19 protein-coding genes are annotated in these 14,535 nt (G+C 73.5%); 11 read left to right on the top strand and 8 right to left on the bottom strand.

Features of this window, described 5'->3' with window-relative positions; all coding sequences use genetic code 11:
* The first annotated feature begins 8 nt into the window (after nt 1–8).
* Entirely contained in the window at nt 9–1,385 is a 1,377-nt protein-coding gene (locus ACSMHG_RS09505) for a M16 family metallopeptidase (RefSeq protein ID WP_435744107.1), read from the top strand.
* 40 nt (nt 1,386–1,425) lie between these two features.
* Here ACSMHG_RS09505 and ACSMHG_RS09500 read toward each other — a convergent pair whose 3' ends face one another.
* From ACSMHG_RS09500 to ACSMHG_RS09490, 3 genes are all read right to left on the bottom strand, one after another.
* Nucleotides 1,426–1,986, bottom strand: a complete 561-nt coding sequence (locus ACSMHG_RS09500; RefSeq protein ID WP_435744104.1) for a hypothetical protein — start codon at nt 1,984–1,986, stop codon at nt 1,426–1,428.
* Entirely contained in the window at nt 1,983–2,600 is a 618-nt protein-coding gene (locus ACSMHG_RS09495) for a transposase (protein ID WP_435744102.1), read from the bottom strand. The genes ACSMHG_RS09500 and ACSMHG_RS09495 overlap by 4 nt, the downstream gene beginning before the upstream one ends.
* Before the next feature lie 86 nt (nt 2,601–2,686).
* The gene (locus ACSMHG_RS09490) at nt 2,687–3,202 is read right to left on the bottom strand and encodes a class I SAM-dependent methyltransferase (RefSeq protein WP_435744100.1); all 516 of its coding nucleotides are present in this window, start codon (nt 3,200–3,202) and stop codon (nt 2,687–2,689) included.
* Nucleotides 3,203–3,294: 92 nt separating this feature from the next.
* Between ACSMHG_RS09490 and dapB the strand changes: the two genes are divergently transcribed.
* The gene (gene dapB / locus ACSMHG_RS09485; protein WP_435744144.1) at nt 3,295–4,038 is read left to right on the top strand and encodes a 4-hydroxy-tetrahydrodipicolinate reductase; all 744 of its coding nucleotides are present in this window, start codon (nt 3,295–3,297) and stop codon (nt 4,036–4,038) included.
* 45 nt (nt 4,039–4,083) lie between these two features.
* Here dapB and ACSMHG_RS09480 read toward each other — a convergent pair whose 3' ends face one another.
* The 3 genes from ACSMHG_RS09480 to ACSMHG_RS09470 are packed head-to-tail and all read right to left on the bottom strand — an operon-like array spanning nt 4,084 to nt 5,650.
* On the bottom strand, nt 4,084–4,386 hold the full coding sequence (locus ACSMHG_RS09480) for an AzlD domain-containing protein (RefSeq protein ID WP_435744098.1): 303 nt from the start codon (nt 4,384–4,386) through the stop codon (nt 4,084–4,086).
* On the bottom strand, nt 4,383–5,078 hold the full coding sequence (locus ACSMHG_RS09475) for an AzlC family ABC transporter permease (protein WP_435744095.1): 696 nt from the start codon (nt 5,076–5,078) through the stop codon (nt 4,383–4,385). Before ACSMHG_RS09475 ends, ACSMHG_RS09480 begins: the two co-directional genes overlap by 4 nt.
* An 8-nt stretch (nt 5,079–5,086) precedes the next feature.
* Nucleotides 5,087–5,650: a GNAT family N-acetyltransferase gene (locus ACSMHG_RS09470; protein ID WP_435744093.1), complete on the bottom strand. Its 564-nt coding sequence runs from the start codon at nt 5,648–5,650 to the stop codon at nt 5,087–5,089.
* Between the two features lie 87 nt (nt 5,651–5,737).
* Here ACSMHG_RS09470 and paaA point away from each other — a divergent pair, with 87 nt between their 5' ends.
* From paaA to ACSMHG_RS09440, 6 genes are read left to right on the top strand one after another with little or no spacing between them, the layout of a single operon-like run.
* Complete coding sequence (gene paaA / locus ACSMHG_RS09465; RefSeq protein ID WP_435744090.1) at nt 5,738–6,700, top strand: 1,2-phenylacetyl-CoA epoxidase subunit PaaA; 963 nt, start codon at nt 5,738–5,740, stop codon at nt 6,698–6,700.
* Nucleotides 6,697–6,990: a 1,2-phenylacetyl-CoA epoxidase subunit PaaB gene (gene paaB, locus ACSMHG_RS09460; RefSeq protein ID WP_435744087.1), complete on the top strand. Its 294-nt coding sequence runs from the start codon at nt 6,697–6,699 to the stop codon at nt 6,988–6,990. The genes paaA and paaB overlap by 4 nt, the downstream gene beginning before the upstream one ends.
* Nucleotides 6,987–7,721: a 1,2-phenylacetyl-CoA epoxidase subunit PaaC gene (paaC, locus tag ACSMHG_RS09455; RefSeq protein WP_435744084.1), complete on the top strand. Its 735-nt coding sequence runs from the start codon at nt 6,987–6,989 to the stop codon at nt 7,719–7,721. The genes paaB and paaC overlap by 4 nt, the downstream gene beginning before the upstream one ends.
* A complete protein-coding gene (paaD, locus tag ACSMHG_RS09450; RefSeq protein WP_435744082.1) occupies nt 7,718–8,227 on the top strand; it encodes a 1,2-phenylacetyl-CoA epoxidase subunit PaaD in 510 nt (169 codons plus the stop codon). The genes paaC and paaD overlap by 4 nt, the downstream gene beginning before the upstream one ends.
* 2 nt (nt 8,228–8,229) lie before the next feature.
* The gene (locus tag ACSMHG_RS09445) at nt 8,230–9,258 is read left to right on the top strand and encodes a 2Fe-2S iron-sulfur cluster-binding protein (RefSeq protein ID WP_435744079.1); all 1,029 of its coding nucleotides are present in this window, start codon (nt 8,230–8,232) and stop codon (nt 9,256–9,258) included.
* Between the two features lie 14 nt (nt 9,259–9,272).
* Entirely contained in the window at nt 9,273–10,286 is a 1,014-nt protein-coding gene (locus ACSMHG_RS09440) for an aldo/keto reductase family protein (protein WP_435744076.1), read from the top strand.
* Between the two features lie 15 nt (nt 10,287–10,301).
* On the opposite strand, the gene ACSMHG_RS09435 is transcribed toward ACSMHG_RS09440, so the two are convergent.
* On the bottom strand, nt 10,302–10,907 hold the full coding sequence (locus tag ACSMHG_RS09435) for a DUF3043 domain-containing protein (RefSeq protein ID WP_435744074.1): 606 nt from the start codon (nt 10,905–10,907) through the stop codon (nt 10,302–10,304).
* A 115-nt stretch (nt 10,908–11,022) separates the two neighbouring features.
* Here ACSMHG_RS09435 and ACSMHG_RS09430 point away from each other — a divergent pair, with 115 nt between their 5' ends.
* Genes ACSMHG_RS09430 through pspAB form a run of 3 tightly spaced genes read left to right on the top strand, consistent with a single transcriptional unit; the run spans nt 11,023 to nt 13,330 of the window.
* Nucleotides 11,023–11,820, top strand: a complete 798-nt coding sequence (locus ACSMHG_RS09430; RefSeq protein ID WP_435744072.1) for a PspA/IM30 family protein — start codon at nt 11,023–11,025, stop codon at nt 11,818–11,820.
* A 5-nt stretch (nt 11,821–11,825) separates the two neighbouring features.
* Nucleotides 11,826–12,752, top strand: coding sequence for a zinc metalloprotease HtpX (gene htpX / locus ACSMHG_RS09425; protein ID WP_435744070.1), 927 nt, complete (start codon nt 11,826–11,828; stop codon nt 12,750–12,752).
* Nucleotides 12,752–13,330 carry a PspA-associated protein PspAB gene (pspAB, locus tag ACSMHG_RS09420; protein ID WP_435744068.1) on the top strand — a complete coding sequence of 193 codons (579 nt, stop codon included), beginning with the start codon at nt 12,752–12,754 and terminating at the stop codon, nt 13,328–13,330. Before htpX ends, pspAB begins: the two co-directional genes overlap by 1 nt.
* 13 nt (nt 13,331–13,343) lie before the next feature.
* Here pspAB and nadA read toward each other — a convergent pair whose 3' ends face one another.
* On the bottom strand, nt 13,344–14,516 hold the full coding sequence (nadA, locus tag ACSMHG_RS09415; RefSeq protein WP_435744065.1) for a quinolinate synthase NadA: 1,173 nt from the start codon (nt 14,514–14,516) through the stop codon (nt 13,344–13,346).
* Between the last annotated feature and the right edge of the window lie 19 nt (nt 14,517–14,535).

The raw sequence follows: 14,535 nt of genomic DNA, 5'->3' as shown, positions 1-14,535 counted from the left end.
CCTCCATCGTGGCTCCACGGACCACGACGACCGGCCGGCAGCCCGCTGCCGGCCGGTCGTCCCGTTCCCACCGCTCCGAGCCGGTCCGGCCGACCGAGGTCCTCCAGACCGTCCGGGACGCCGCCGGCCAGGTGACCTCGACCGTGCGGCGCACCGTCCTGCCCGGCGGGCTGCGGGTGATCTCGGAGGAGATGGCCGGCGTCCGGTCCGCCGCGATCGGCGTCTGGGTCGGAGTCGGCTCCCGCGACGAGTCCGCCACCCTCCACGGCTGCTCGCACTTCCTCGAGCACCTGCTGTTCAAGGGCACCGCGGAGCGCTCGGCGCTCGACATCTCGATCGCGCTGGACGCGGTCGGCGGGGAGTTCAACGCCTTCACCGCCAAGGAGTACACCTGCTTCCACGCGCGGGTCCTCGACGAGGACCTCGCGCTGGCGGTCGACGTCCTGGGCGACATGGTCACCGGTTCGCTGCTGGCCGAGGAGGACGTCGAGGCCGAGCGCGACGTGATCCTCGACGAGATCGCCATGCACGACGACGATCCCGACGACGTGGTGCACAACCTCTTCGCCGCGCAGGCGTGGGGCACCGACTCCGCGCTCGGCCGGGACATCGCCGGGACGGTCGACTCGATCACCGCGCTGACCCGCGCGCAGGTCCACGACTTCTACCGCGAGCACTACCGTCCGGGAAGCATGGTCGTCTCGGTCGCCGGTGCGCTGGACCACGAGGCGTTGGTCGAGCAGGTCGCCGCGGCGTTCTCGCGCAACGGCTTCCTGGAGGGCGGCGGCGACGCCCCCGCGCCGGCGCGGGGCAGCGAGCCCTGGCTGCCGGTGCAGCCGGGCGAGCGGTCGACGACGCGGCCGTTCGAGCAGGTGAACCTGGTGCTCGGCATGGAGGGGCTCGGCCGCAACGACGACCGGCGCTTCGCGCTGGGTGTCCTCAACACCGCCCTGGGGGGCGGCACCTCCAGCCGGCTGTTCCAGGAGGTCCGGGAGCGTCGCGGCCTGGCGTACTCGGTCTACTCCTTCTCGGGCAGCCACGCCGACTCCGGCGTCGTCGGCGTCTCCGTCGGGTGCCTGCCGGCCAAGCGCGCCGAGGTCCTCGCCACGGTCCGCGCGGAGCTGGCCAAGGTCGCGGCGGAGGGCATCACGGCCGAGGAGCTGGCTCGGGGGAAGGGTCAGCTGCGCGGTGGCCTGGTGCTCGGGCTGGAGGACTCCGGGTCACGGATGTCGCGGCTGGGCAAGGCGGAGCTGGTCTACGACGAGCTGCTCTCGATCGACGACGTGATGGCCCGGATCGACGCGGTCACCCTCGAGGAGGTCCGTGCGGTCGCCGCCGAGGTGTTCGCCGGGCCGGAGGTGCTCGCCGAGGTCGGGCCCGAGTGAGCCCCGAGTGAGCCCCGAGTGAGCCCCGGGTGGTCCGGCCCTACCGGGCCAGGACCACGACCGCCGCGCAGCCGGCGGCCCACAGCACGCTCGTGAAGGTCCCGATGATGAACCGCTCCGTGGCGCCGTGCCGGGCGTTGCCCTCGGCGTCTCGGAGCTCGGGGTAGCGGCCGAGGCCCTTGAGCGCGAGGACCACGGCCAGGCCCTCGGGCCACCCCGCGACCAGGGTGGCGTAGATCGCCGTGCGCTCCAGCGCGCCGATCCACGCGCCGCCGCGCAGCAGCTCGCCGGCGCGGTCGATCGACGCGGCCCGGTCGGCGGAGACGTCCTCCCGGTCCACCAGGGCGAAGATGCGGGCGGTGACAGGTCCGCCACCGCCGATCGCCACGACCCCACCGAGCAGCACCAACAGGGCGGTCAGCGGTCGTCCGTCGACCTCGACGGCCGGCGACAGCCCGGCGACGCCGCCGGCGGCCAGCAGCAGGGCGGCCGTCGCGGGCACGAAGACCCGCTCGCCGGCCCGGGTCCACGCCGCCGCGCAGGCCGCGGCGGCGAAGCCGAGGAGGACGAGCAGGAGCTGCCCGACGTTCTCCGGGCTCACGGCGCCTGCCCCAGCAGCCTGGCGGCGAGGGTGGTGGCGAGCTCCGCGGCGCGGCGGGCCTCGACGATGCCGGCCGCCTGGGCCCGTTGGCTGACCGCCGACTGGCTGATGCCGAGCCGGCGTCCGGCCTCCTCGTAGGACAGGCCCTCGGTGACGAGCTCGGCCACCTCCCACCCGCGTGCGGTGCGCCGGGCCAGGACGGCGGCCCACAGCCACAGGGTCGTCTCGAGCGAGCGGGCGTCCGGGTCGTCACCGACCACGCGGAGCTGCCAGGGGCTGTTCTTGGCCGCCGTGACGGCGGTGCGGGCGTGCAGGTACGCCGCGCCGCGGCCGGCGCGGGCGCTGTCGGGCAGTGGCTCCTCGACCTCCCCGATGCCGATGCCGACGTACCACGCCTGGGTGCGCAGCAGGGCGCCGACCACCGCGACGAGGGTGCCGGGGTCGTCGACGACCCCCTGGAGCTCGTCGCCGGCCGTGCGCTCGAAGGGCCGCAGCAGCGGGCGGTCGGCAAGGTCGGGCAGGGCCGCGAGGGCCGCCAGCGCCTCGGGGACCCGGTCCTCGCCGCTCCGGCTGGCCCGTTGGTCGACGGTCACGACGGCGAGGGTGCGCGACATCCATGACCTCCTCGATCGACTGAGACCTGATGGCGACCCTACATTAGGGAATTGCCTAATGTCGAGGTGCTATCAGGTTCTCGCCGTCAGCGGCGGCCGATGATGCCGATGACCGGCGGCTGCTTCTGCTCGACCACCGAGACCCGGAAGCCGCCCTCGGCCAGGGAGGCCGACGCCTTCGAGATGATCTCGGGGACCTGGTGGGGGAAGCGCACCTCGTAGAAGAGGAAGACGGCCCCGCCGGGCAGGACCCGCTCGTGCAGCAGTGCGACCTCGTCGGCGCAGGAGCGCACCCAGAAGAGGTTGACGTTGAAGGCGAAGACCTTGTGCAGCCGCTTGACCGGGACCCGCAGCGTCGCGAGGTCGATCTGTCGCACGGTGAGCCGGCCGACGTCCACGTGCTTCTGGTTGCGGCGCTTGGTGCGGTCGACGCCCGACTCCGAGCGGTCGATCGCGAAGAGCTTGCCGGTGTCGAGCTTGGCGCAGATCGCCTCCGCGCCGGCCCCCGGACCGCAGCCGATCTCGAGCACGTGGTCGGAGGGCTGGACGTCCATGAAGTCCACGGCCCAGCGGATGCGCGCCGGGATCGCCTGCACAGCCATGAGGTCAACCTTGCCAGAACGCCCCGACCACTGGTTGCCGAGGCCGGTCCCACTAGCGTGGGAGGGTGACCAACGAGGCAGCAGCGCAGAGCATCCGGGTGGGCGTCCTCGGGGCGCGCGGCAAGGTCGGCGCCGAGGTGTGCCGCGCCGTCGCCGAGGCGGACGGCACCGAGCTCGTGGCCGAGGTGGACGCCGGCGACGACGTCGAGGCCCTGGTCGCGGCCCGGGCCGACGTGGTCGTGGACTTCACCCACCCGGACGTGGTCATGGACAACCTGCGGTTCTGCATCGAGCGTGGCATCCATGCCGTCGTGGGCACGACGGGCTTCGACGACGAGCGTCTCGCGACCCTGCAAGGGTGGCTGGCCGACGCGCCCGGCACCGGCGTGCTCATCGCCCCCAACTTCTCCATCGGCGCGATCCTGATGATGCGCTTCGCAGCTGCGGCCGCGCCGTTCTACGAGTCCGTCGAGATCGTCGAGCTCCACCACCCCGACAAGGCGGACGCGCCCTCCGGCACCGCACGGCGTACGGCGCAGCTCGTGGCGGCGGCCCGCCGGGAGGCCGGCCTCGGTCCGGTCCCCGATGCCACCAGCACCGGGCTGGAGGGTGCTCGGGGAGCCGACGTCGACGGGGTCCGCGTCCACGGCCTGCGGATCCGCGGGCTGGTCGCGCACCAGGAGGTCGTGCTCGGGGGAGTGGGGGAGACCCTCACCATCCGGCACGACTCCCTCGACCGTGCCTCCTTCACGCCCGGGGTGCTCGCCGGCGTCCGGGGCGTCGCCGACCGTCCGGGCCTCACCGTCGGCCTCGAGCACTACCTCGACCTCGACTGAGGGCCGACCCGGCGGCGCTGCGGCCGGGAGCTGCCGGCCCGCCGCTCAGACCAGGCGGACGAGGGCGGCGACGAGCGCCGACCCGAAGACCACGACGAGGAACGGCGCGCGGAGCGCGAGCAGCAGCACCGCTGCACCGAGCCCGGCGAGCCGGGCGTCGGCGACCAGGGCCTGCCCCTCCGCGAGCACCTGGACCGCCACCAGCGCCGAGAGCAGGGCGACGGGGATCAGGTCGGCCACCCGGGCGACGAGCGGCCGGTCCAGGACCCGCGCGGGCACGGACATCCCGCCGAGCTTCAGCAGGTAGCAGCCCACGCCGGCGATGACCACCGCTGCCCACGTCGTCATCGCGCGGCCTCCCCGGTGCCTCGGCTCTCCCGGGTGAGGACCCCGGCGAGCAGCGCCACGCCGGCGGCCACGAGCACCGGCACGCCCGCCGCGGTCACGGGCACCGCGCCCAGCGCCACCGCGGCGGCGGCGACCGCCACCAGTCGGTGGCGCAGGGTGTCGAGCCGGGGCCAGAGCAGGGCCAGGAACGCCGCGCCGACCGCCGCGTCGAGCCCGTAGGTCCGCGGGTCACCGATGACGGTGCCGGCCAGGGCGCCCGCGAGCGTGGCGAGGTTCCACAGCACGAACACCGACCCGCCGGTGACCACGAAGCCCAGCCGGGCCGCGTCCCCGGTGGGACGGGTCACCGACATCGCCGTCGACTCGTCGATCAGCAGGTGCGCGGCTGCGGCGCGCCGCCAGCCACGCCAGCCGAGCAGGGGTGCGACCCGCAGGCCGTAGAGGGTGTTGCGGGTGCCGAGCAGGAGGGCCGCCAGCGCGCCGGAGAGCGGCGCGCCGCCGGCGGCGACGACCCCGACCAGGGCGAACTGCGAGGCGCCGGTGAACATCAGCAGCGACAGCACGCAGGTCTGCCAGACGTCGAGGCCCGCGGCCACCGACACGGCTCCGAAGGAGACGCCGTACGCCCCGGTGGCGACACCGACCCCGAGGCCGTCCCGGATGATGGCGCTCCGCTCGCGCGTCTCGAGCACGGCCGCGGTCAGCCCGGTTCCTGCAGGCTCGTGTGGAGCCGGACCTGCTTGAGGGTGGTGGTCCCCTCGCCGTCGAGGTCGAGCTCCCGGTGCGCACCGTCCGGCGCCCAGCCCGCCTCGGTGAGGAAGCGGCGCAGGGCGTCGTCGCCGACCGCCGCCCACAGCACCGCGCGGGTGAACCGGTCGGCCCGCATGGTGTCGACGGCGGCCTGGAGCAGGCGGGACCCGTGCCCCTTCCCCCGCTCGGCCGGGTCGACCGTGAGCTCGGCCAGCTCCGCGTCGACGACCGGGTCGCAGTCGGGGTCCGCCGACGGGCCGACCATGGTGAAGCCGACGACGCGGTTGTGCTCGAGCGCGACCAGGGCCCGGTGGCGCGCGTCGCCAGGGCGGGACAGCGACGCGTGCCAGGCCGCCGCGGCCTGCTCGTGCGCCTCGGGGCCGGAGGGGAAGGCGTCGGCGGGGAGTGCTGCGCCGTACGTCTCGGGCCAGGTGCGCAGCTGCAGGGCCGCGATCGCCGGCGCGTCGTCGGCCCACGCGATGCGGACGCTCACGTCGGCGGTCGGACTGCTCATGTCGGCATCCTCCCAGCCGCCAGGGGTTGTGACAGAATCGCCCCCCAGGTGCTGGCGTGTGTCACACGACGGTGCTAGCGTGCCGCCATGGAGGAGCCGCTGGGGGACGAGCCGGCCGACTTCCGCGCCCTCCTCGCCGCGGGGGAGCGGGTCGAGCCCGACGACCCGTCGCCGGAGGGCTACCGCCGCACCCTGGTGCGTCAGATCGCCCAGCACGCCCACTCGGAGATCATCGGCATGCAGCCCGAGGCCGCCTGGATCGCCCGGGCGCCGAGCCTGCGGCGCAAGGCGATCCTGATGGCGAAGGTCCAGGACGAGGCGGGCCACGGGCTCTACCTGTACGCCGCGGCCGAGACGCTGGCCACCGACGGGGAGCCTGTCCAGCGGGCGCAGCTGCTGGACGCCCTGCACGCCGGCCGGCAGAAGTACTCCTCGATCTTCAACTACCCGACCCTCACCTGGGCCGACGTCGGGGCGATCGGCTGGCTGGTCGACGGTGCCGCCATCGTCAACCAGGTGCCGCTGTGCCGCTGCTCCTACGGCCCCTACGCCCGCGCGATGGTGCGGATCTGCAAGGAGGAGTCCTTCCACCAGCGGCAGGGCTTCGAGATCCTCCACACGCTCAGCCACGGGACCGCGGGCCAGAAGGCGATGGCGCAGGACGCGGTCGACCGGTTCTGGTGGCCCTCGCTGATGATGTTCGGCCCGCCCGACGCCGAGTCCGCGCACACGGCGCGCTCGATGGCCTGGGGGATCAAGCGGTTCACCAACGACGAGCTGCGCCAGCGGTTCGTCGACATCGCCGTCCCCCAGGCCGAGGCGCTCGGACTCACGCTGCCGGACCCCGACCTGCGATGGAACGAGGAGCGGGGCCACTGGGACTTCGGGCCGGTCGACTTCGCGGAGCTCGACGAGGTCGTGGCAGGCCGTGGCCCGTGCAACGCCGAGCGGATCGCCCACCGGGTCCGCGCCCACGAGGAGGGCGCGTGGGTGCGTGAAGCGGCTGCGGCGTACGCCGCGAAGCAGGCGACGAGAGAGCCGGCGGCATGAGCGCGACGGCGGCCTCGTGGCCGCTGTGGGAGGTGTTCGTGCGGGCCCGCCGCGGCATGGCGCACGTCCACGCGGGCTCCCTCCACGCCCCGGACGCCGACCTCGCGCTGCGCAACGCCCGGGACGTCTACACCCGACGGCAGGAGGGCGTCTCGATCTGGGTGGTCCCCTCCGCGGCCCTGGTGGTCTCCGACCCGGCCCGCCGCGGGGCACTCTTCGACCCCGCCGCGGACAAGGACTACCGGCACCCGACGCACTACACCGTGCCCGACGGCGTGGAGCACCTGTGACCACGTCCGCGACTTCCGTCGACGCCGTGCTCGGCCTCGGCGACGACGCGCTCGTCACGGCCCAGCGCCTGGGCTGGTGGATCAGCCGCGCGCCGGAGCTGGAGGAGGACGTGGCGCTCGCCAACATCGGGCTCGACCAGCTCGGCCAGGCCCGGGCGCTCCTCGCGCACGCCGGGTCGCTCGAGGGTGCCGGCCGCTCGGCGGACGACCTCGCCTACCTCCGCGGCCCCGAGGACTTCCGCAACGTCCTCCTCGTCGAGCGGCCGCAGCAGGACTTCGGCGTCGCGATGGTGCGGATGCTCCTGCTCGCCGCGTGGCAGCTCGAGGTGTACGCCGCGCTCGCGGCCGGCGCGGACCCCGTGCTGGCCGGCGTCGCCGCCAAGGCGGTCAAGGAGGTCGACTACCACCTCGACCACGCCTCGACCTGGGTCCTGCGCCTGGGCGACGGCACGGAGGAGTCGCACCGGCGGGCGCAGGCGGCGCTGGATGCCGAGTGGCCCTACCTCGCGGAGCTCCTCCGGCCCGACAGCGGTGCCTGCGTCGACCCCGCCACGCTGGCACCGGCCGTGCTGGCGCGGGCGACCGCCGTCCTCGACGCCGCGACGCTCACGGTTCCCGACGTGCCGCCGGCCGGTGGCGGGGGCCGTCGGGGCGACCACACCGAGCACCTGGCCGACCTGCTCGCCGAGATGCAGCAGGTCGCCCGGGCCCACCCAGGAGCGAGCTGGTGACCCGCGACCTCTTCCCCGCCGCACCCGTCGCCCACGGCGCGGCCTGGCGCATCGCATCCGCGGTGCCCGATCCCGAGATGCCGGTCGTCTCCATCGGCGACCTGGGCATCCTCCGGGACGTCACGGAGAACGACACCGGGTGCGTGCACGTCCAGATCACCCCCACCTACTCCGGCTGCCCGGCCGTCGAGACCATCGGTGAGGACCTCGTCGAGGCCCTCACCTGCGCCGGCTACCGGCGCGTCGCCGTGGAGGTGGTGCTGTCGCCGCCCTGGACGACGGACTGGATCACCCCGCGCGGGCGGGCCCTGCTCGCGGCGCACGGCATCGCGCCGCCCGGCCCGGCCACCCCTGCCGGACCGGTCGACGTGGCGCTGGCGGTCCGGTGCCCGCGGTGCGGCAGCCTCCGGACGCGGGAGTCGAGCCGGTTCGGCTCCACGCCGTGCAAGGCGCTGTGGACCTGCCGCAGCTGCCGCGAGCCCTTCGAGCGGGTCAAGCCGATCTGACCATGCCCTTCCACACGCTCGAGGTCGCCGCGGTCGAGGAGACGGCCGACGACGCCGTGGCGATCACCTTCGCCGTGCCGCCGGAGCTGGCCGGGGCCTACGCCTTCACCGCCGGTCAGCACGTCTGCGTGCGTGGCGACGACGACGTCCGCCGGTCCTACTCCCTGTGCGCCCCGCCGTCCTCGGGCACCGTGCGCATCGGCGTGCGCCGCCTCCCGGGCGGCGTCTTCAGCGACGCCGTCGTGCCCCGGCTGCGCCCCGGCGACCGGCTCGAGGTGATGACACCGGCCGGGCGGTTCACCGCGGTGCCGGACCCCGCCCGCCGGCGGTGGTACGGCGCGGTCGCGGCCGGCTCCGGCATCACGCCGGTGCTGTCGATCGTCGCGGCGGTGCTCGAGGGCGAGCCCGGCTCGCGGGTCAGCCTGGTCGTCGCCGACCGGACCCAGCGCTCGGCGATGTTCCTCGAGGAGGTCCACGACCTGAAGGACCGCTTCCCCGAGCGGCTCCAGGTGGCGCGCGTGCTCTCCCGCGAGACCCAGGAGGCCGAGCTGTTCTCCGGTCGGCTCGACGCCGACCGGATGCGCCGCATCGTCGCGGCGCTCGGGCTCGAGGGGGTCGAGGAGTGGTACGTCTGCGGGCCGCAGCCGCTGCTGGCCGAGCTGCGCAGCGTGCTGCCCGGGATCGTGCACACCGAGCTCTTCCACGCCGACCCGCCACCGCGCGCCGCCGCGCCGGTGGCCGCGCTCGACGGCGCCGCGCGCGTCGTCGTACGCCACGAGGGCCGGACGGCCGAGGTGGACCTCGCGCCCGAGGGGGCGCCGGTGCTCGAGGCCGCCCTCGCCGTCCGCGGCGACCTGCCCTTCGCCTGCCGCGGTGGGGTCTGCGGGACCTGCCGGGCGCGGGTGGTCGAGGGGTCGGTGGCGATGGACACCAGCTGGGCGCTGGAGCCGGACGAGGTCGCCGCCGGGTACGTCCTCGCCTGCCAGGCCCACCCGACCTCGCCGCGGGTGGTGCTGGACTTCGACGCCTGAGTACGGTCGGGCCCATGGAGATCCGCAACCTCGGAGCGAGCGGCCTGAAGATCTCGGCCATCTCGTACGGCAACTGGCTCACCCACGGCTCGCAGGTCGAGGAGGACGCCGCCCTCGCCTGCGTCCGGCAGGCGCTGGAGGAGGGGATCACCACCTTCGACACCGCCGACGTCTACGCCAACACCGCCGCCGAGACCGTCCTCGGCAAGGCCCTCGCGGGCCAGCGGCGCGAGGGCCTGGAGATCTTCACCAAGGTCTACTGGCCGACCGGGCCCGGCGCGCACAACGACCACGGCCTCTCGCGCAAGCACATCATGGAGTCGATCGACGGCTCGCTCACCCGACTCGGGACCGACTACGTCGACCTCTACCAGGCGCACCGCTACGACCACGAGACGCCGCTGGAGGAGACGATGGAGGCCTTCGCCGACGTCGTCCGGCAGGGCAAGGCGCTCTACATCGGGGTCTCGGAGTGGCGGGCCGAGGAGATCCGGGCCGCGCACGGACTCGCCCGTGAGCTGCGGATCCCCCTCGTCTCCAACCAGCCGCAGTACTCCATGCTCTGGCGGGTCATCGAGGACGAGGTCGTCCCGACCTGCGAGGAGCTCGGCATGGGCCAGGTCGTCTGGTCCCCGATCGCCCAGGGGGTGCTCACCGGGAAGTACCAGCCCGGCCAGGCGCCCCCGCCCGGCTCGCGCGCCACCGACGAGAAGGGCGGCGCGGACATGATCAAGCGCTGGATGCAGGACGACGTGCTCGAGCGGGTGCAGGGCCTCCGCCCGATCGCCGACGACGCGGGCCTGTCGATGTCGCAGCTGGCCATCGCGTGGGTGCTGCAGAACCGCAACGTCTCCTCGGCCATCATCGGCGCCAGCCGGCCCGAGCAGGTGACCGAGAACGTCAAGGCGGCCGGCGTGACCCTCGACGAGTCGGTGCTGGCGGCGATCGACGACGTCGTCGGACCCGTCGTGGAGCGGGACCCGGCCAAGACCCAGTCGCCGCCGCGTCGGGACTTCCCCGGCCGTTGAGCCGCGGCCCGGGCGCTAGCGGTAGTGCTCGGGCAGGTCCTGGCCGATCTTGACCTGGGCCTTCGGCAGGCGCATGAACTTCATCTGCATCGCGCGGGTGACGGCGTAGTAGGTCGTGCCCTTGGTCTCCGCGTCGGGGAACCGGCGGGCCAGCTGGCGCCGCAGGCGGAAGCGGAGGAACACCATGTCCATGACCACCAGCAGCAGCGTGCCGATGAGCAGGGTGTTGCCGAAGCTCGCCAGGTCCTGGTTGCCCGAGTAGCCGAGGACCATCGTGACGATGAGCAGCGGGATCATCAGCTCGATGATCGAGAACCGCGTGTCGACGAAGTCGCGCACGAAGCGGCGGACCGGACCACGGTCCCGCGGCAGGTAGTACCGCTCGTCACCGGCCTTCATGGCCGCGCGCACCTGCTGGCTGGACTCCGCCCGCGCGGCCCGCTGGGCCTTCGCCTGCTCCTTGCGGGTGCGCGGCGCCTTCGCCCGCGCGCGGGCGGCCGCCTCGGCCTCCTTGCGGGTGGGCGTGGGGCGCCCCTTGCCGCCCGGCTTCGCGGTGGCGGTGCCAGTGCTGGCAGTGGTGGTGGGGGAGACGTCGGTCTCGGACTTGTTGCGACGGAACACCGGGGACCTTCTGGGAGGGCGGACGGGACGCCCAGCCTACCGGCGGTCTCGCCGTGGTTGCCGCCGAGCCGTAGGGTTGACCCACACCGCTGGACGTCTGGAAGGGCACCACCCGATGAGTCTCATGAAGCGCCTCAGCCTGATCTTCCGGTCGAAGGCGAGCACGGCCCTCGACCGGGCCGAGGACCCTCGACAGACGCTGGACTACAGCTACCAGCGCCAGCTCGAGCTGCTCTCCAAGGTACGGCGCGGCGTGGCCGACGTGGCGACGAGCCGCAAGCGGGTCGAGCTGCAGGTCAACCAGCTCGAGCAGCAGGCCCAGAAGCTGCAGGACCAGGCCCAGAAGGCGATCGACATGGGCCGCGAGGACCTCGCCCGGGAGGCGCTGACCCGCAAGTCAGGGCTCACCGGTCAGATCAACGACCTCAAGGCCCAGCACGCGCAACTGCAGGGCGAGGAGGAGAAGCTCACCCTGGCGCAGCAGCGGCTGCAGGCGAAGGTCGAGTCCTTCCGCACGCGCAAGGAGACGATCAAGGCTAACTACACCGCCGCCGAGGCCCAGACCCGGATCGGCGAGGCCATGTCCGGGATCGGCGACGAGATGGGTGACGTCGGGGCGGCCGTCCAGCGCGCCGAGGACAAGACCGCGCAGATGCAGGCCCGCGCCGGTGCCATCGACGAGCTGATCGCGACGGGCGCGCTCGACGACGCCAGCTCGCTCAACAGCGGTGACGACATCGCCCGCGAGCTCGAGGCGCTGAGCTCCCAGTCCGAGGTCGAGGCGGAGCTGGCCCGGATGAAGGGGCTCAACGCCCCGTCGACCCCCGACGCGATCGGGCCGGGCGCCGGCCAGGGTGGCGACGTCATCGTGCCGGAGCAGGACAAGGTGGAGCGCCCCCGCGAGGAGGGCTGACCCCGGTGGCGAAGACGCGGTTCGTCGGCGACGCCGGGCTGACCGCCCGGATGACGCTGGTCATGTTCCTGCTCGGTGCGCTCTTCGTGGCGCTGATCGTCGGCCTGATGGTCGTGGCCGGCCAGTCCGGCTACGGGGGACTCGCGCCGGTGATCGGGGTCGTGGGGCTCGGCGTCGCCTGGTACCAGTGGTACTCCTCCGACAAGGTCGCGATGCGCGCGATGCGGGCCCGCGAGGTCAGCCCGCAGGAGGCGCCGGAGCTGCACGGGATGATCGACCGGCTGTGCACCATGGCGGACATGCCGAAGCCGCGGGTGGGCATCGCCGACATGGCGATCCCCAACGCGTTCGCGACCGGCCGCTCGCCCGAGCGCTCCGTGGTCTGCGTGACCACCGGCATCCTGCGGACCCTCGACGCCGAGGAGCTCGAGGGCGTGCTGGCCCACGAGCTCTCGCACGTGGCACACCGCGACGTCCTGGTGATGACCATCGCCTCGTCCGCGGGCATCGTCGCGGGCATGCTGGCGCAGGGGTCCCGGTACGGCGCCTTCCTCGGTGGCAACCGGCGCAGCAACAACTCCGCCCTGCCGATGTGGCTGGTGGTCCTCCTCATCAGCCTCGTCACCTACGCCATCAGCTTCGTGCTGCTCAAGGTGCTCTCCCGCTACCGCGAGCTCTCCGCGGACCGCGCCGGCGCCTACCTCACCCTCAAGCCGCACGCGCTCGCGTCGGCGCTGCAGAAGATCACCGGCGAGATGAACGCCATCCCGCAGCGCGACCTGCGCGCGTCGCAGTCGATGAACGCCTTCTTCATCGCGCCGGCCATCCGCGGCGTCTCCCTGCGGACCCTCACCTCGACGCACCCCTCGCTCGAGCAGCGGCTCCAGCAGCTGGCCGAGATCCAGACCGAGCTCGGCAGGCCCGGGCGCTGATGGGCTTCCTGGACTCGATCCTCGGTCGCACCCGGCCGAAGCAGGCCAACCTCGACGCGCTCTTCCTGGTCCCGAGCGCGGCCGTGACCCTCCAGACCTCGCTCGGCCTGGCCCCGACCGGCGACGGCTCGGTCTGCTACCGCGCGGCCGCCGGGGCCGGGTTCGGGCAGACGCAGGACGACATCCTCGAGCTGCTCCGCCAGGCTGCCGACGCACCGGAGGTGGAGGTGAGCGCCGACGGGTTCGGGTTCACCTGGCTCCAGGTGCACCGCGACCCCTCGGAGACGAGCGGTCTCTGCACCGACCTGCACGCGGTGAACACCGGCCTCGAGGCCGAGGGCTTCGGCCCGGCGCTGCTGTGCTCCCTGATCCCGTTCGCGGACGCGACCGGACGCCGGGTCGGACTGGTCTACCTCTACAAGCAGGGCACGTTCTACGCCTTCGCGCCCGCGCCCGGTGGGGGTCAGCGGCGCGACAACCTGCTGGAGATCCAGGTCCGCGACGCGCTGGCCGCGGAGCTCCCCGTCGAGCCGGAGCTCTCCCGCTGGCTGGCGATCTGGGGCGCGCCGGGCCTCTGAGGCAGCCGGCGGCTCAGACCTTCGGCGTCCGGCCGGGGAGGGCCAGCATCCGCTCGAGGGCGACGAGCGCCCACTTCTCGGTCTCGGGGTCCACGGTGATCTGGTTGACCACCGTGCCGGCGACGAGCGACTCGAGCGCCCACACGAAGTGCGGCAGGTCGATGCGGTTCATCGTCGAGCAGTAGCAGACCGTCTTGTCGAGGAAGACGATGTTCTTGTCCGGGTGGGCGTCCGCGAGCCGCTTGACCAGGTTGAGCTCGGTGCCGATCGCCCAGCTGGAGCCGGCGGGGGCGGCCTCGATCGTCTTGATGATGAACTCGGTGGAGCCCACCAGGTCGGCCTTGAGGACCACCTCGTGCTGGCACTCGGGGTGGACCAGGATGTTGATCCCCGGCACGGTCGCCCGCAGCTCGTCGACGACGTCGGGGGAGAACCGGCCGTGGACCGAGCAGTGGCCCTTCCACAGGATCATCCGGGCGTCACGGAGCTGCTCGGGGGTGAGCCCGCCGTTCGGGCGCAGCGGGTTCCACACGACGCAGTCCTCGAGCGCGAGCCCCATCTTCAGCACGGCGGTGTTGCGGCCGAGGTGCTGGTCGGGCAGGAAGAGGACCTTGGCGTCCGGCTTCTGCTCGAAGGCCCACTCCAGCGCCACCTCGGCGTTGCTCGACGTGCAGACCACCCCGCCGTTGCGGCCGCAGAAGGCCTTGATGTCGGCGCTGGAGTTCATGTACGTCACCGGGACGACCGAGTCGAGCACCCCGGCGTCCGCCAGGGCGTCCCAGGCGTCCTCGACCTGCGCGAGCCGGGCCATGTCCGCCATCGAGCAGCCGGCGGCGAGGTCGGGCAGGACCACCTTCTGGTCCGGGCCGGTGAGGATGTCCGCCGACTCCGCCATGAAGTGGACGCCGCAGAAGACGATGTACTCGGCCTCCGGGCGCGCGGCGGCGTCCCGGGCCAGCTTGAAGGAGTCCCCGGTGACGTCGGCGAAGGCGATGACCTCGTCGCGCTGGTAGTGGTGGCCGAGCACGAAGACCCGCTCGCCGAGCGCGGCCTTGGCTGCGGTGGCGCGGGCCACCAGGTCCGGGTCCGAGGGCGACGGCAGGTCGCCGGGGCAGTCGACGCCCCGCTCGGAGGAGCGGTCGATCCCGCGGCCGAGCGGGAGGAGCGGCAGGTCGACGGTCGTCATGGGCGCCCATCCTAGGCTC

The organism is Nocardioides ureilyticus, from assembly GCF_051280745.1.
Classification (GTDB): domain Bacteria; phylum Actinomycetota; class Actinomycetes; order Propionibacteriales; family Nocardioidaceae; genus Nocardioides.
The sequence above is the reverse complement of the archived record's forward strand: the minus strand, read 5'-3'. Positions and strand labels throughout refer to the sequence as shown.

Bases quoted from the DNA above. Each gene is read 5' to 3' on its own strand.
- pspAB (WP_435744068.1), top strand. From the start codon at position 12,752: ATGGGCTTCCTGGACTCGATCCTCGGTCGCACCCGGCCGAAGCAGGCC.
- paaB (WP_435744087.1), top strand. From the start codon at position 6,697: ATGAGCGCGACGGCGGCCTCGTGGCCGCTGTGGGAGGTGTTCGTGCGG.
- ACSMHG_RS09495 (WP_435744102.1), bottom strand. From the start codon at position 2,600: ATGTCGCGCACCCTCGCCGTCGTGACCGTCGACCAACGGGCCAGCCGG.
- paaA (WP_435744090.1), top strand. From the start codon at position 5,738: ATGGAGGAGCCGCTGGGGGACGAGCCGGCCGACTTCCGCGCCCTCCTC.
- ACSMHG_RS09480 (WP_435744098.1), bottom strand. From the start codon at position 4,386: ATGACGACGTGGGCAGCGGTGGTCATCGCCGGCGTGGGCTGCTACCTG.
- ACSMHG_RS09470 (WP_435744093.1), bottom strand. From the start codon at position 5,650: ATGAGCAGTCCGACCGCCGACGTGAGCGTCCGCATCGCGTGGGCCGAC.
- ACSMHG_RS09445 (WP_435744079.1), top strand. From the start codon at position 8,230: ATGCCCTTCCACACGCTCGAGGTCGCCGCGGTCGAGGAGACGGCCGAC.
- ACSMHG_RS09430 (WP_435744072.1), top strand. From the start codon at position 11,023: ATGAGTCTCATGAAGCGCCTCAGCCTGATCTTCCGGTCGAAGGCGAGC.
- ACSMHG_RS09490 (WP_435744100.1), bottom strand. From the start codon at position 3,202: ATGGCTGTGCAGGCGATCCCGGCGCGCATCCGCTGGGCCGTGGACTTC.
- ACSMHG_RS09440 (WP_435744076.1), top strand. From the start codon at position 9,273: ATGGAGATCCGCAACCTCGGAGCGAGCGGCCTGAAGATCTCGGCCATC.
- nadA (WP_435744065.1), bottom strand. From the start codon at position 14,516: ATGACGACCGTCGACCTGCCGCTCCTCCCGCTCGGCCGCGGGATCGAC.